Origin of the sequence: Collinsella aerofaciens (assembly GCF_001405375.1) — a bacterium.
Taxonomy (GTDB): domain Bacteria; phylum Actinomycetota; class Coriobacteriia; order Coriobacteriales; family Coriobacteriaceae; genus Collinsella; species Collinsella aerofaciens_F.
The window spans coordinates 202,234-217,874 of record NZ_CYYP01000002.1 but is presented as its reverse complement, the minus strand read 5'-3'; the positions used below and the strand labels follow the sequence as shown (position 1 = coordinate 217,874).

The window sequence follows — 15,641 nt, the reverse complement described above, 5'->3', positions numbered from 1 at the left end:
GTCGCTTACGTGTTTCTTTGGCAGGTGGGAAAAGGGTTTATCCACTTCGGCCTACCAAATAGGGACAGGTTTATTTTGGTCGGTTTTATCAGGCAAAACGGCAAAGGGGGGCCGGCCTCGCGCATCGGTGAGGCCGGCCCCTTTTGGAGCGCTGCATATGTATGGCGGCACAGGGTTTATTACGGCGCGGCTGTCATGGCGTTTCCGTAGATAAAACCTGCCAAAATAACCCTGTCCCTAAATGATAGGTTTTAGTGCTTGCCGTTGGCGGAGGCGGCGCCGTTGACATGGTCGCGAGCATAGACTACGCCGTGCACAATCGCCAGGCCGGCGGCGTCGGCCGCGCGGGCGCAGGTGTCCTGGAAATCCTCGGCCTCGCGGGCGCGCAGCTGCTTAAGCACGTAGTCGGCGACGGCCATCTTGCCGGGAGGGTTGCCGATGCCGGTGCGGATGCGGCTGAAGTCGCGGCTGCCCATTTTGTCGATGATGGAACGCAGGCCGTTGTGACCGGCATGGCCGCCGCCCACCTTAACGCGCACGTCGCCGGCGGGAATATCGAGCTCGTCGTGGATGACGAGCAGCTCCTCGGCCTTGATCTTGTACTCGCGGCAGAGTTTGGAGATGGGCCCGCCCGAGGTGTTCATGTACGACTGCGGCTTGACCAGTACAATCTGGCGCTTGCCGCCCTCTTCCTCGGGATCGTTGATGTTGATGAGCGCGACCTCGGCGCCTGCTTGGTTTTTCCAGTACGTGACGCCGGCCTGACGGGCCAGCTCGTCGATTGCTTTGAAACCAGCGTTGTGACGGGTCTCGGCATATTCCTCGCCAGGGTTGCCAAGTCCGGCAACCATGCGAATCTTAAGCGGCTGTGCAGCTGCCATGTTCATCCTTTCGTTGATTTGTCGCCTGCTATGGTGAGCGACCCTGTTGCCGCTGTCAAATGGAGGGCAATTGAGGTTATTTGAGGGCGTTTGGACGGCCGTCGAAATCGAGGTGGACAGTTAGTTCGGATACGTATAAGTTCTGAGAACTCGAATTGCTCGATTCAATGCCGATACGTTGTTTTGGAGCTTTAGTTAGTCCATATGACGCTGTTTTGAAGTCTACCCTGCCTTCAAATCGGGCGAATGGTATAGAGATAACTGCAAAACAGCCTAATTCAATGCGTCCATTTATACGTATTTGAACTAACTGTCCAGCCCTGCTCGACGGTGCACGGGTGATTCGCCGTTTAGACCGGCGCAAGGCCGATTCCGGCCCGCAGGGCGTTGAGCCAAGCGGCCTGACGCTTGCGATAGCCCTTGATACGGTATCGGAATCGGACTCCCGCGAGTCGATGCATCGTTTGGGCGAAGGCTTCGAGTGCAACAAGGTCTTTCATTTGGTCGCGATTGATAACCAGGACGTGGATGCCCATTGCCTTGAGGCCATTATTTCGATTGCCATCGTGGATGCGAGCGTTTTGAAGCTCATGCCCAATTCCGTTGTATTCGTTGTCGACTCCGGCGGCCGGGCAATATAGGTCGCAGATGGCGTAAGGGATGCCGGAGGACATGTTGACCGCAAGAGTGTCGAAGTCGATTCGATAGTTGAGTAGCAGGCCTCCCATGGGCAGGCTGCAACATCCGAATCCGCCAAAGCGCATGGGCGCTCCGAGAACGGCAAACATTAGGGATTCGGCTGGGGATGCAGATCCGGGTCGGGCGAGATTGACTGCCGTGCGAAACGAGGTATATGAGCTACTTTTGGCGAAGCGTGCGACCGCCTCGAGCTCTTCGATAGTTGTGGCGGGCTCGCATTTGTAGTGTGCCTGTTCGTAGCGGGTCTCGTTCTGTTGTTCGGTCGCCGACTGGTCGCCCAGGCAATCAAGATCGCTCGTCGCTGCGCAGTCATCGCCCTTGGGCCAGATGGCGTCATAGGCAATGGGGTATGTTGCCCCGGGGGGGGAAGGGAGTAGGTTCCGAGCAGTTCCATGAGTAGCATCAAGGTTTTGGCGACTGATTCATTCTTGGAACAAAGCATGGCTGTCATGGCAGGAGACGTAGCGTAGATGTCGGCCTCGACGTGCATAATTGCACCTTCAGGAAGCGGAGCGGAGAGAATATGCTGAAGAAGTCGCTTGTCGGGGCGCCTGTTGTCTTCGTTTGAAACGAGAAGATCGAGCAGTTCGGAATCATCTTCATTCCAGGCGTCGAGTATCGAAAGTGCGCCAAAGTCTATCGCGTCATTGTTGGGAATGCAGCCAGCCAAGGCCTGTGCTTGCTGTTCGCTATCAACGGAGTCCCAGGGTAGGGCAGAGTACGCCCGTCGTGCGCGACGAATTGCGCGGAGGGCGGAGAAATGTGAAATCACGGTCATCATAGCTATAACGTACTAAGTTGGCGGCAGAATGCGACCGCCATACCGTTCTTTTCGCTCAGCGGGGCGCTGCGCGCCATGAACGGCTGGGTGTTATGAAATCGGTGGAATCGGTTGAGGGGATTGCAGGAAATTGAGCTCTGCCGCGAAGGTTGACGATAGCTACTGGACAGTTAGTTCAGATACGTATAAGACGGCGGGCGTTCGAGGCGTTTCTAAGGGCTTTCGAGGGCGATTTGAGGGTAAATATGCGGCGGTCGTACTCGAAAGCGATGAGCTTTGGGCAGTATGGCGTTCGCCGGGGAGCTCAGAAGGCTCAGAACGGCCTTTGGAGCTTTAAAAAAATACGTATCTGAACTAATTGTCCAGGGAAGGTTGTCGAGGGGTAGAAAAAGGGTCGGAAGCGAGCTTCCGACCCTTTAAAAACACCAAAGATGATGAGATGCACGCTGGATTACAGCGCGAAGTCGCCGCCGACGAGCGTGGAGACGGGCTCCTCGTGGTAAACGGCGGAGATGGCCTGAGCGAACTCCTCGGCGACCGAGATGGTCTTGATCTTGCCGCCAACCTCGACGGGAATGGCGTCGGTGACGAGGCACTCGACGATCGGGGCGTCGTTCAGACGCTCGATGGCCGGACCGGAGAAGATGCCGTGGGTGGCGCATACGTAGATGTCGCCGGCGCCCATAGCCTTGAGCTCCTTGACGTTGGCGCACAGGGTGCCTGCGGTGTCGATCATGTCGTCGTTGATGATGCAGGTCTTGCCCTTGATGTCACCGATGATGCCCATGACCTCGGCGGCGTTGTGGCGCGGACGGCCCTTGTGGGCGATGGCCAGGTCGCAGCCGAGCATGTCGGACAGCTTCTTGGCGGCCTTGGCGCGACCCACGTCGGGGGAGACGACAACCAGGTTGTCGGTGTCGAAGTTCATGGCGTTGTAGTACTGGCCGAACAGCGGCAGTGCGGACAGGTGGTTAACCGGGATGTCGAAGAAGCCCTGGATCTGGCCCTGGTGCAGGTCGAGGGTGATGATGCGGTCGACGCCGGCGCGCTCGAGCAGGTTGGCGACGAGGCGGGCGGTGATGGGCTCGCGCGGGCCGGCCTTGCGGTCCTGGCGGGCATAGCCGTAGTGGGTGATAACGGCGGTGATGGAGCGGGCGGATGCGCGCTTGGCGGCGTCGGTGGCGATGAGCAGCTCCATGAGCATGTCGTTGACGTTGCCGCCGGCCACGGACTGAATCAGGAAGACGTCGGCGCCGCGGACGGTCTCGTCGTAGCGGGCGTAAATCTCACCGTTGGCGAACTGCTTTAGCGTAAGGCCCGAAAGCTCGACCCCAAGGTACTCAGCAATCTTCTGAGCGAGGGGACGGTTGGAGGAACCGGAATACACGCGGATGGACTTGCGCATATTCTCCGACTTCTCGGGATCATTAATCGGCATTACCCTTCTCCTTTATACATCGAATGCCATATAGATGCCTTTTTGCATTGTAACCGCGCGGCGGGGTTTATCGAGTCTTGATAACGTCTTTACCGTCAACGGACACGAACCGACCACTCATCCGGTTGCGCAGGTCACGATAGAAAAAGGAGCCGCCCCCATGGGAACAGCTCCTTAGATGCTTGGTAAAACGTTATACCTCGTCGTCCTCGTGCAGACGGCGGCGATAATCGGCGGCCCAGCCCTCGATGTTTACCTGACGGGCACGACCCAGGCCAAGTGCGTCGGCCGGGACCGGCTCGGTGATGACGGAGCCAGCGGCCACGAGCGCGCCGTCGCCGATCTGGGCGGGCGCGACCATCATGGTGTCGGAACCGATGAAGGCGTCCTTGCCGATGACGGTCTTGTGCTTGTGCACGCCGTCGTAGTTGCAGGTGATGGAGCCTGCGCCCACGTTGACGCCGGAGCCCATGGTGGTGTCGCCGATGTAGGACAGGTGCGGCACCTTGGAGCCCTCGCCGATCGTGGACTTCTTGATCTCCACGTGCGTGCCGGCCTTGGAGCCGTCGAGCATGTGGGTGCCCGGGCGCAGGTAGGCGCGCGGGCCGCAGTCGACGCCGTTCTCGATGACGGCCTCGATGGCGATAGTCTCATCGATGACGCAGCCGCTGCCGACGGTGGTGTCGGTGAGGCGGCTGTTGGGGCCAAGCTGGCACTCCTCGCCCACGGTGACGTGGCCGATCAGATGCGTCTGCGGCCACACGATGGTGTCGCGGCCGATGACGGCGTCGGGGCCGATCCAGGCCTGCGTGGGGTCGATGAAGGTAACGCCCTCGGCCATCCAGTGCTCGTTGATGCGGTCGCGCGCGATAGCGGTGAGCTGCGCGAGCTGGATGCGGCTGTTGACGCCCAGGCCGTCGCGGTAGTCGTCACAGTGGAAGATGGAGACCGCCTGGCCGTGACCCTTGAGGATTTCGAGCATGTCGGGCAGGTAGTACTCGGACTGCGCGTTGTCGTTGCCGATCTCGTTGATGTGTGCGGCGAGCTGCGCGCCGTCGAAGGCGTAGCAGCCGGCGTTGCACTCCAGCAGCGTGGCGGCCTGCTCGGGCGTGCAGTCCTTCTGCTCGATGATGCGCTCGATCTGGCCGTCGTCGCCCAGCTTGATGCGGCCGTAGCCGAAGGGGTCGGGCGGGGTCATGGTCATGACGGTACAGGCGAGCTCGCCGGTAGCGACGGTCTGTGCGAACTTGGCGACGGTGTCGGCGGTGATGAGCGGCAAGTCGCCGTTGAGCACGACGACGGGGCCTTGCGTGATGCCGCAGGCCTCGAGCGCGACCTTTACGGCGTGGCCGGTGCCAAGGCGCTCGGTCTGCTCGACGCACTCGACCTTGGTGGCGCTGCTGGCGTAGGCGCCGTCGATCAGGGCGCGCATCTCGTCGGCGTGGCTGCCGATGACGACCACGACGCGGCTGCAGCCGGCCTTGATGGTGGCGTCGACGATCCACTGAACCATGGGCTTACCCAGGATCTTGTGCGAAACCTTGCAGTGGTTCGACTTCATGCGGGTGCCCTCGCCGGCAGCGAGGATAATTGCGGTTGCGTCCATGTGATCTCCTGTTACGTTATAGAGACGTGTGTTTGGAAACGATACACGGCGCAATATGATACCGCAGGCATATGATGAGCGCGTAGCGATTGGTTTTCGGCGGTTGAGGCTTGCACCGCCGGCGTGGCGTTTGCGCTGCTTGCGTGCGGCGTTGGCGATGCCGCGGAGCTGTCGTTTGAGCGAGGGGACGGGGGTGCCCGTGGACAACATGCGAGAGGAGTTTGGCGGCGAGCCCGTCGCGGCGTTCTCGATGTCGCATCCGGCTGTGCCGGCCCTCTACATGGTGCTGACGCTGGGGCTCACCATGTTCTCGATGCAACCGGTGCTGATCGCGCTGTCGCTTGCGGGTGGGCTGGCGTACGGGCTTGCGACGCGCGGTGCTGCGCGCACGTTGGGGGCGCTTCGCTGGCAGCTGCCGGTGATTTTGATTATCGCGGTGCTCAATCCGCTGTTTAGTGCATCGGGCTCGACGGGGCTGTTTCGTATTGGCATGCGTGCGGTGTATCTAGAGAGCATGGTTTACGGCCTGTGCATGGGTGGGCTGTTTGTGGCGAGCGTGCTGTGGTTTGAGGCAGCGGCGTCGATGCTCGAATACGACAAGGTACTCGCGCTGCTGGGCAATGCCGCACCGGTGATTGCGCTTATGATCTCGATGTGCATGCGGCTTATCCCGCAGTTTTTGCGCCGCGGCCGCACGGTGCTGGCGGTGCAAGATGCGATTGACGTGCCGGGGCGCGCGCCGGCCGACCCCGTGCGCTCGCGCCTGCGGGCATCGAGTGTGTTGATGGGCTGGGGCATGGAAGATTCGCTGGAGCGCGCGGACGCGATGCGCTCGCGCGGGTGGGGTGCCGCGACGCGTCGTACGACGTATGCGCGGTATCGACTGGGGCGCGGCGATGTTGCTGCGCTGGTTGGGCTTGCACTGTTTGGCGTGGTCACGGTGACAGTGGCGTGGACCGCGACGACGCAGTATTCGTTTTATCCGCAGCTCTCGGTGCCGGCGCCGTGGCCGGGCTATGTCGTGTACGCTGCCTGGATGGTGCTGCCTTGCGCGTTGCACGCGATTGATGAGAAGAGGTTTGGCTGATGGCTCGGTTTGATAGGAGCTCGGCGGCGGGTGTGGCATATGGCTCGGCCGCGCCGGCGATTGAGGTGCGAGGCCTTAGTTTTGCCTATCCCGGGGCCGAGGCACCGGTGCTCGAGGGGCTTGATTGGCGTGTTTCCCAAGGTGCGTTTGCACTTCTTGTTGGCGGTACCGGATCGGGTAAGTCGACGCTGCTGTCGCTGCTCAAGCCCGAGATCGCTCCGGCGGGCGAGCGCACTGGCGATGCGCGCGTGCTGGGCGAGAACGTTGCCGACATGGACGTGCGCGCGTCTGCGGAGCGCGTGGGCTATGTGTTTCAGGATCCCGAGAACCAGATCGTGTGCGAAACCGTGTGGCACGAGATGGCGTTTGGCCTGGAAAACTTGGGGCTAGCGCGTGATGAGATGCGCCGTCGCGTAGCTGAGACCAGCTATTTCTTTGGGCTGGAAGATTGGCTCCACCGCGACACCGATACGCTTTCGGGCGGACGCAAACAGCTGCTGTCGCTGGCGGCTGTGCTGGCATTACGCCCGCGCGTGCTGCTGCTCGACGAGCCCACGTCTCAGCTTGATCCGGTTGCGGAGAAGAATTTCCTGCACGCGCTGTTTCGTGTGAATCGCGAGCTGGGCTGCACGGTTGTTGTGGCGACGCATCAGCCGCGCCCAATGCTCGAATACGCGACGTGTGCGTACCGGATTGAGGACGGTCGCGTGCGCGAGGTGGCGGATATGGCTTCTTTGGGACGCCGAGAATCGCTGTTGTCCGATGACATGTTGGGGTGGGGTGCCATCCGATGTGCAAATAAAGGAGTATTCAGCAGGCGTGAGGACAATTTGGGCTCTCTGGAGCCGCCCGGGGACGTATCGAGCGCGAAAAAAAGTTCGGAATTGGACAAATCGTCCGAATTTGTGGCGCAAACGTCGCTCGAGAACGGCTCGGAAGCCTTTCCGCGCACGGATGGAAGCAGAATACTCCAAAAAATGCACGGCGGGTCGGCTACCACCCTGTCGGAAGGCTGGTTTCGCTACGATCGCGCGGGCGGTTGGGTGCTGCGCGGGCTCGATGTGTCGTTTTCGGCTGGCGCGGTGCATGCGATCGTGGGCGGTAACGGCTGCGGTAAGTCGACAATGCTTTCGGTGCTGGCGAAGACCGCCAAGCTGCAGCGCGGCCGCATGGTGCGCGGAGCGGCCTCGGCGGCGCTGCTGCCTCAGAATCCCAAAGCATTGCTGGTTGCCGAGACGGTGCGCGATGAGCTGATAGAATGGGCTTCGACCTGCGGATATGACGAGAACTTGGCGCGGGAGCGTGCGGTGCAACTTGGACTGGACGGCCTGGAGACGCGCCACCCCTACGACCTCTCGGGCGGACAGCGCCAGCTGCTCGCACTGGCAAAGCTGCTGCTGATCGGCCCCGAGCTGCTGCTGCTTGACGAGCCCACGAAGGGCTTGGACCTGGAGAGCCGCCGCATCATCGCCCGCGCCCTGCGTGACCATGCGAAGGCTGGCGGCACCGTCATCATGGCTACGCACGATTTGGACTTTGCCGAGCAGGTAGCCGACGACGTCGCCATGATGTTTGACGGCGAGATTGCCTGCATGGAGCCCCCGGCCGACTTCTTTGCCGACAACGTGTTCTATAGGGCGTGATGGGATGACGGATTATCGCGTTTCGCGCCTACTTGCAAAACTGGAGATCCCGCTGTTGTTGGCGGTGCCGGCGGTGATGGCTGCCGCGTTGCTGGCGGGTGTTGAGCAGGCAGCGTTGGCCATGCTGGTTGTGGTGGCGTTGGTACTTGCGCTGTTCTTTGCGGGTTACGAGGCATCTCGTCCGGGTTTGCGCCAGATTATGCCCACGCTGGTGCTGGCGGCGCCGGCGGCGGCGGGGCGCATCCTGTTTGGGCCCATTCCCGACTTTAAACCGGTGAGCGCCATCGCCATTATCGCGGGGGCGACGCTTGGTCGCCGCAATGGTTTTATGGTTGGCGCGCTGGCAGCGCTGACCAGCAATTTCTTTTTTGGGCAGGGCATGTGGACGCCGTGGCAGATGTATGCCTGGGGGCTCGTGGGATACGTTGGCGGTGTGCTGGCGTATGCGGGTGCGTTCGACCGCGCCGACGGCACCGTGCGCATGCCAGCGCTGCTGGCGTACGGCTTTGCGTCGGGCCTGCTCTATGGCGTCGTGATCAACGCGTATGACATCATTGGTTTTGTACAGCCGCTTACTTGGGCGGGTGCCGCGGCGCGTCTTGCCACGGCAGTGCCGTTCGATATTACGCACGGCCTTGCGACCTGCGTGTTTTTGGCCGCCTTGTACAAGCCTTGGTGTCGCCGCATTAACCGTGTCGTCGTGAAATACGGGCTGTAAGGCATTTCGCATTCCCTCACGAACTTGCGGTGGAATAGTTCTCGTTTTTGGCTATTTGCTGCCCAAACAGGAACTATTCCACCGCAACTTATAGGGGGAGAGGGGTCACATGGTCTGTTTTCCTCTGTCCCCCCAGTAATTACTTGGGGCTAGAGTTCTAGCGTGAGGGTGACGGGGCAGTGGTCGCTGCCAAAGATGTCGCCGCGGATGCCGGTGTCGCGCACGTTGCCGGCGATTGAATTGCTTACCAGGAAGTAGTCGATGCGCCAGCCGGCGTTGTTCTTGCGTGCATTAAAACGGTAGCTCCACCAGCTGTAGACGCCCTCGACGTCGGGGTTTGCCGCGCGCCAGGTATCGGTGAAGCCGGCGTTGAGCAGCTCGGTAAACTTGCCGCGTTCCTCGTCCGAAAAGCCTGCGTTGCCGCGGTTGGATTTGGGGTTCTTGAGGTCGATCTCCTCGTGCGCCACGTTAAAGTCACCGCAGGTTACGACGGGTTTGCCGGTCTCGCGCTCGAGTGCGCTCAGAAAGCCGCGATAGGCGTCGTCCCAGGCCATGCGCACGTCGATGCGGGCGAGCTCGTTTTGCGCGTTGGGCGTGTAGACATCCACAAACCAAAACTTGTCAAACTCGAGTGCGCAGACGCGGCCCTCGGTCGCGGCTTGGGCGACGAGCTCTGCTGCATCGCCCTTGCCGGCGTAAGGCAGCAGCGCGTCGGCGTGCAACACGCGCAGCGGTTCCTGGCGGCTAAAGACCGCGGTGCCCGAATAGCCCTTGCGCTCGGCGTAGCTCCAGGTTTGGTGGTAGCCGGGCATGTCGATATCGACTTGGCCTTCCTGCAGCTTGGTCTCTTGCAGCGCTAGGATGTCGACATCGAGGTCCTGCGCGATCTGGATAAAGCTCGGGTCCTTTTTGAGCACGGCGCGCAGGCCGTTGACGTTCCACGAGGCGAAAGTGTAAGTCTGAGGCATGGTGTCCTTTCGACGGGGTTAGCAGGCTTAAGATTAGCGCAACAGGGGCGGGGTGGGCACCGCGCGTGCTGACCCAAAGGCCGCATGCTGGGACATCGCCCGACGCTGCCCGACCAACAAGGACGGAGGACTCATATGACGCAGGCAATATCGGACCCCAAGCAAGCCTCCGCCGCGCTGGCGGATCTGTTTGACACCCACAAGCGCGTGGTCTTCTTTGGCGGCGCTGGTGTTTCCACGGCAAGTGGCATCCCCGATTTCCGCAGCGTGGACGGCCTGTATCACCAGCAGTTTGCCTATCCGCCCGAGACCATGCTGTCGCATAGCTTTTACGAGGCGCATCCGGCCGAGTTCTTCGACTTCTACCGCACCAAGATGATCGCGCTTGGCGCCAAGCCCAATCGCTGCCACACCAAGCTGGCCGAGCTGGAGCGCGCCGGCAAGCTAAATGCCGTGGTGACGCAAAATATCGACGGCCTGCATCAGATGGCCGGCTCACGGCGCGTGTTTGAGCTGCACGGATCGGTCCATCGCAACATTTGCCAGTCGTGTGGCGCGGTCTATAGCGCCGAGTGGATTTGCTCGCGCGAGCACGAGGACGCCGCGGGTGCGCCTGTGTGTCCTGCGTGCGGCGGCCGCATCAAGCCCGACGTAGTGCTCTACGAGGAGCCGCTCGACGAGCACGTGCTGACCGGTGCCGTTGCCGCCATCGCCGCGGCCGATGCCCTCATTGTGGGCGGGACCTCGCTCGTGGTGTATCCGGCGGCAGGCCTTACGCGTTACTTTACCGGTGATACGCTGGCCATATGCAGCCTTGCTCCCACCGATCAGGATGCAAATGCCGACCTGCTGATTTCTTGCGACATCGCGGCCGCGTTTGCGTTCTAGCCCGTGTGCGCGGATACAATAGAAAGACTGATTGCAAAGCGACCCCACCGCCTGCGCCCGAGCGCGGTGGCGCGGGCATTTTAGGAGGATGTTCATGGCGAACGACAGCAAGACATGGCGGTGCGGAAAGTATGAGCTCAGCTTTGACCGTCCGCGCATCATGGGCGTCCTCAACGTGACGCCCGATTCGTTTAGCGATGGCGGGGAGCACTTCGACCCGGATGCCGCCATCGAGTACGGCCTGGCGATGCTCGACGCCGGCGCCGACATCATCGACGTAGGCGGCGAGTCCACGCGCCCTGGCTTTACCCCGGTCAACCCCGACGAGGAGGCTCGCCGCGTGCTGCCCGTGGTGCGCGCGCTGGCCAAGGAGGGCGCCATCGTCTCGATTGACACGCGTCATGTGGCGGTTGCCAAGGCGGCCGTGCGCTGCGGCGCCTCGATCGTCAACGACGTGACCGGCTTCACCGATCCCAAGATGGTCGAGTTTGTTAAGACAAGCACTTGCGGCGTCATCGTGATGCATGCTGGCGAGGTCGCCGCGCCCGCCCGCACGCACGCAACGGTGCAGCTCGATACCTCGGCAGCGGCGTTTGTTGCCGAGAAGGCACGCGAAGCGGCCGCCGAGGCCGCGCGCGAGGCCGAGAAGCCGGCTCGTCGCCGTCGCGGCAAGTTGCTGGGCGAGCCCAAGGTCGAGGCCAAGCTTCCGGGCGGCGTGGTGCAGCCCTCGTTGCCGTTTGGCGAACCGGAGCCCACGCCCGAGCCTTCAAGCGAGCAGGGGCAGGAGACGCCGGCCGCCGAGCAGGCTGCTGCCGCCGAGACCGTCGCGCCCGCGCCCGAAGCCGCGCCCGCAGCCACCGAGGCCGCATCGGAGCCCAATGACCGCCTGGCAGCCATGATGCGTCGCAGCGCCCGCCGCGAGGAGGCCTACGTGCCCACCTCTCAGCTCCGCCGCTTCACCCTGCCCGATTCGGCGCCCATCATGCGCCGCGTCATGGGCTTTCTGTCCGACCAGGCCCGCACGCTCATCCATGCCGGCGTGTCGCGCGACCGCATCTGCATCGATCCTGGCCCGGGCTTTGGTAAGTCGGCTAACGAGGACATCGTCATCCAGCGCGAGACTGCCAAGATGGCGTCGCTGGGCTATCCGCTCATGTGCGCCGTGTCGCGCAAGCGCTTTGTGGGCGCCGTCTCGGGCGTGACCGAGGCCGCCGAGCGCGATGCCGCCACGTTTGGCGTGTGCCTGGGCGCCATCCAGGCCGGTGCCAACATCGTGCGCGTGCACGACGTCGCGGGCTTTGCGCAGTTTCTGAACGGTTACTGGGCCGTCGCCAAGCCGCAGCCGCGCCGTGCGTTTGTGGCCGTGGGCTCCAACCTGGGGCATCGTTGCGACAACGTCCGCGCCGCGCGCGAGATGATCGCCGAGATTCCACTCACCTGCGTGTCCAACTCCTCCAAGATTTACGAGAGCGAGCCGGCCTACGAGACGCGCCAGGACGCGTTTGCCAACGCCGTCATCGAGATCAAGACCGAGCTTGCGCCGCTGGTGCTGCTCGACGAGCTCATGAAGATCGAGGCCGAGCTGGGGCGCGACCGCTCCAAAAAGGCCAAGGCCAACGGTCCGCGCACCATCGACCTGGACCTGCTGTGGATGGACGGCGAGACCCACGGCGGCAAAAAGCTGCGCCTGCCGCATCCGCTCATTGGTGAGCGTGACTTTGTGCTGGTGCCGCTCGAGGACCTGATGCACGACCCGGCGCGGTTCTTCCGCTACAACGGTGTCGAGGTCAAGGAGCCCGAGGATCGCGTGGGCCATATCGTGGGCGAATTGGGGCGTATGTAGATGATCGAGATGAATGCTGTTGCCGCCGGTACCGAGCTTGACGCCGCGCGTGACGCGGGCCGCGAGGGTGCGTCCGCGGGCTGGTGCGCATGGAGCGCGGGCGATGCCTCGCTGACGTTTTCGCTGGTCGTGCGTCCGGATGTGAACATGCATGCCTTCCACGGCCTGCCGTTTGTGGCTGCGATGGGCATGATGGACGCGCTCGTGGGCACGGCTTCGACGCCGGGGTTGGGCCTTGCCGGTAAGGTGGGTATCCAGTGGCCGAGCGATATCGTGTGCGGTGCGCCTGCGTTTGAGACGTCGCTCGCGCGTGTTGCCGTGAACGGCGGTGCCGGTGCTGCGGGCATGTTCGGTGCCGTGACGGTGGATATTGAGCGTTCGGCGCTGGGCGAGCTTGGTGTGGACGTGGCTGACGAAGCGCTGGTCGAGGAGTTGGCCGCCGCCGTGCTGACCCGTGTGGACACCTGGGCGGTTGTTGCCAACACGCCGCAGGGCGCTGCCGGTCCGCTGGCCCCCGTGTTGGGCGAGTACTTCGACATGGTGCCGCTGCTGGGCCGCCAAGTTGCGGCGGTGTCGCCCAACGGCTTGCCGCTTGCGGTCGGTGTGTTTGCAGGCCTGGACATCTGGGGCCGCGCGACCATCAAGACCGATGCCGGCGAGCAAGAGTTTCCGCCTGAGGCCGTGCGCATTCGCGGACTGTAACGCGAGGCACTTGCGCTCAAAGATGACGATGACAACAAGACCCTCCTCGGCCTGTGCCGGGGAGGGTTTCGCCTATCTGGGGAATGGGTTGCCAGCGCCCTATTCCTCAAAACTGAAAATTTTTCGTTTTTGAGGAATAGGATTAAGGCAGCTCGGTCTTTCGCGAGGTATATTCGCTATAGAGCCTATTCCTCAAAACTGAAAATTTTTCAATTTTGAGGAATAGCGATAAAAGACCGCGAGGAGGCCCCAATGAAACTCATCAATAGAACGTCATATATGGACACGTTGACGAGCCTTATTGGCGTGCCGGACATCAAGGTCATCACGGGCATCCGTCGTAGCGGTAAATCAAAATTGCTCGAGGCCCTCCGCGATTACGTGGAGGCAAATCTGTCCAATTCGAATGTCATCCATATCAACTACAACCTCGATGAGTTCGAGAATCTGCTCGAGTATCACGCGCTGCTCGCCTATGTAAAAGAGCATCGAGTGTCCGGCAAACAAAACTTTCTGCTTATCGATGAAGTTCAGATGTGCGACGGTTTTGAGCGTGCGATCAACAGCCTCCACGCATCCGAGCAGTACGACATATTCATTACCGGATCGAATGCCTTTTTGCTGTCGAGCGATCTGTCGACGCTCTTTACGGGGCGTACGTTTGAGATCGAGGTTTTCCCATTCTCGTTTGAGGAGTATCGACTCTATGGCGACGAGGGCGAGGTCGACCGCGACTTCGATGAGTACGCGAGAACCGGCGGTATGTCCGGCTCCTACCCTTATCCACTGCAGGAGCAGCGTTATCAATATCTCTCCAATGTCTTCAAAACGCTCATCGTGAGAGATATCGTGCAGCGGCATAACGTGAGAAACGAATCGGCGCTGCTGCGCATTGCCGATTACATGATGGACAACGTATCCAACATAACGTCGGCACGTAACATTACGGATATTTTGAACGCGGATGGGCTAAAGATAACGAACAAGACGGTCGGCACGTACATGGGGTACCTGTGCGATGCGTTTGCCTTCTATAAAGTTCGTCGGTACGACATCCGCGGCAAAAAATACCTTAAGAGCGGCGAGAAGTATTACCTGGCAGACCACGCGTTCAAATACGCGCTGCTCGGTACACGTGATATGGATTGGGGACGCGTATACGAGAACATGGTGGCAATCGAGCTGCTGCGCCGCGGATACGAGGTATACGTCGGCGTGCTCTATAAAAAGGAAATAGACTTTGTAGCAATCAAGCGAAGCGAGAAGCTCTACATTCAGGTGAGCGACGACATCAGCTCGGATAAGACATTTGAACGCGAGATTTCACCACTGCTGAGCATTGGCGACGCGTACCCCAAGATGATTCTCGCCCGCACGCATCACGAGGCCACGGATCGCGACGGAGTGCAGATCGTGGACCTGGCGAGGTGGTTGTGCGGCGAGGCGTAGCGGAAAGCCTATTCCTCAAAACTGAAAAATTTTCGATTTTGAGGAATAGGACCAATGCATTGCTTAGTTCGCCGCTCGCGCCCGTGCTCGACTTAAGCCCCTGCTCTATCCCAGCTCCTGCATGCGGCGGTAGATTTCGCAGATACCCTTGATGGTGAGCTGTCCGTCGACCACGTCGAAGGCATCGGTCGAATCGGCGACGATGCTGGCGAGACCGCCCGTGGCGATAACCGTGGCGTCCTCACGACCCAGCTCGCGCTTCATGCGCGCGACCAGGCCCTCAGCCATGGCGGCGGCGCCCATCACGGCGCCGACCTTGATGCACTCCTCGGTATCGCGGCCGATGGCGTGCTCGGGCGCCTCGAGCGGAACGCTGGCGAGCTTGGCGGCTCGGGCGGCGAGCGCGTCCATCGAAATGCGGATGCCCGGCGCAATCGCTCCACCAATGTAATAACCGTCCTCATCGATGACGTCGATATTGGTCGCGGTGCCAAAGTCCACCACGATTGCCGGCGCGCCGTAGAAAGTCTCGGCCGCAACGGCGTTGGCGACGCGATCGGCACCTACGGCCTGGGGGCGCGCCGCGCGCAGCTTGGTCACCGCGGCCGTCTGCGGCCCGATGACGATGGCGTCCGCGGCAATGCGGTCGGCCACGGCGTGCCATTCGCGCGAGAGCTGCGGCACCACGCCCGCAAAGGCGATCGCGTCGACCGCGTCGAGCGAAAGGCCGTACATTTTAAAGAAACCCATCAGGCGCACATGGATCTCGTCGGCGGTATAAGAGCGGTCGGTGGGCATGCGCCACGACTGCACCAGCTCGTCTCCGTCAAACAGGCCCATGGCCGTCTGCGTGTTTCCCATATCGATAGCGAGCAGCATGTCTACTCCCAGTGTTGGCATAAAAGGACGCGCACCATTGTATACGTGCCGTCGACGGC

At 61.5% G+C, this 15,641-nt stretch carries 13 protein-coding genes; 7 read left to right on the top strand and 6 right to left on the bottom strand.

The genetic code is table 11. The features are described from left to right. Positions 1-251: 251 nt before the first annotated feature. The 4 genes from pth to glmU form a co-directional block, all read right to left on the bottom strand. Positions 252-881: an aminoacyl-tRNA hydrolase gene (pth, locus tag ARB25_RS01985; RefSeq protein ID WP_006235792.1), complete on the bottom strand. Its 630-nt coding sequence runs from the start codon at positions 879-881 to the stop codon at positions 252-254. A 350-nt stretch (positions 882-1,231) separates the two neighbouring features. Continuing rightward, positions 1,232-1,645: a putative endonuclease domain-containing protein gene (locus tag ARB25_RS09665; RefSeq protein WP_070100716.1), complete on the bottom strand. Its 414-nt coding sequence runs from the start codon at positions 1,643-1,645 to the stop codon at positions 1,232-1,234. Between the two features lie 1,167 nt (positions 1,646-2,812). Further along, entirely contained in the window at positions 2,813-3,799 is a 987-nt protein-coding gene (locus ARB25_RS01975; RefSeq protein ID WP_055285377.1) for a ribose-phosphate diphosphokinase, read from the bottom strand. Positions 3,800-3,992: 193 nt separating this feature from the next. Next, complete coding sequence (glmU, locus tag ARB25_RS01970; RefSeq protein WP_055285376.1) at positions 3,993-5,405, bottom strand: bifunctional UDP-N-acetylglucosamine diphosphorylase/glucosamine-1-phosphate N-acetyltransferase GlmU; 1,413 nt, start codon at positions 5,403-5,405, stop codon at positions 3,993-3,995. 208 nt (positions 5,406-5,613) lie between these two features. Here glmU and ARB25_RS01965 point away from each other — a divergent pair, with 208 nt between their 5' ends. The 3 genes from ARB25_RS01965 to ARB25_RS01955 are packed head-to-tail and all read left to right on the top strand — an operon-like array spanning position 5,614 to position 8,853. After that, entirely contained in the window at positions 5,614-6,492 is an 879-nt protein-coding gene (locus ARB25_RS01965; RefSeq protein WP_055285399.1) for an energy-coupling factor transporter transmembrane component T, read from the top strand. After that, the gene (locus ARB25_RS01960; RefSeq protein ID WP_055285375.1) at positions 6,492-8,135 is read left to right on the top strand and encodes an ABC transporter ATP-binding protein; all 1,644 of its coding nucleotides are present in this window, start codon (positions 6,492-6,494) and stop codon (positions 8,133-8,135) included. Before ARB25_RS01965 ends, ARB25_RS01960 begins: the two co-directional genes overlap by 1 nt. Before the next feature lie 4 nt (positions 8,136-8,139). Continuing rightward, positions 8,140-8,853, top strand: coding sequence for a DUF6580 family putative transport protein (locus tag ARB25_RS01955; protein WP_055285374.1), 714 nt, complete (start codon positions 8,140-8,142; stop codon positions 8,851-8,853). Between the two features lie 149 nt (positions 8,854-9,002). On the opposite strand, the gene ARB25_RS01950 is transcribed toward ARB25_RS01955, so the two are convergent. After that, complete coding sequence (locus ARB25_RS01950; protein ID WP_055285373.1) at positions 9,003-9,821, bottom strand: exodeoxyribonuclease III; 819 nt, start codon at positions 9,819-9,821, stop codon at positions 9,003-9,005. Positions 9,822-9,956: 135 nt separating this feature from the next. Between ARB25_RS01950 and ARB25_RS01945 the strand changes: the two genes are divergently transcribed. The 4 genes from ARB25_RS01945 (at position 9,957) to ARB25_RS01930 (ending at position 14,703) form a co-directional block, all read left to right on the top strand. Further along, the gene (locus ARB25_RS01945) at positions 9,957-10,709 is read left to right on the top strand and encodes an NAD-dependent protein deacylase (RefSeq protein ID WP_055285372.1); all 753 of its coding nucleotides are present in this window, start codon (positions 9,957-9,959) and stop codon (positions 10,707-10,709) included. 94 nt (positions 10,710-10,803) lie between these two features. Then, positions 10,804-12,552, top strand: coding sequence for a dihydropteroate synthase (folP, locus tag ARB25_RS01940; protein WP_055285371.1), 1,749 nt, complete (start codon positions 10,804-10,806; stop codon positions 12,550-12,552). Continuing rightward, positions 12,553-13,254 (top strand): hypothetical protein, encoded by a 702-nt coding sequence (locus ARB25_RS01935; protein ID WP_055285370.1) that lies wholly within the window; start codon positions 12,553-12,555, stop codon positions 13,252-13,254. A 252-nt stretch (positions 13,255-13,506) separates the two neighbouring features. After that, the gene (locus ARB25_RS01930; protein ID WP_055285369.1) at positions 13,507-14,703 is read left to right on the top strand and encodes an ATP-binding protein; all 1,197 of its coding nucleotides are present in this window, start codon (positions 13,507-13,509) and stop codon (positions 14,701-14,703) included. A gap of 105 nt (positions 14,704-14,808) precedes the next feature. On the opposite strand, the gene ARB25_RS01925 is transcribed toward ARB25_RS01930, so the two are convergent. Next, on the bottom strand, positions 14,809-15,582 hold the full coding sequence (locus ARB25_RS01925) for a type III pantothenate kinase (protein ID WP_055285368.1): 774 nt from the start codon (positions 15,580-15,582) through the stop codon (positions 14,809-14,811). Between the last annotated feature and the right edge of the window lie 59 nt (positions 15,583-15,641).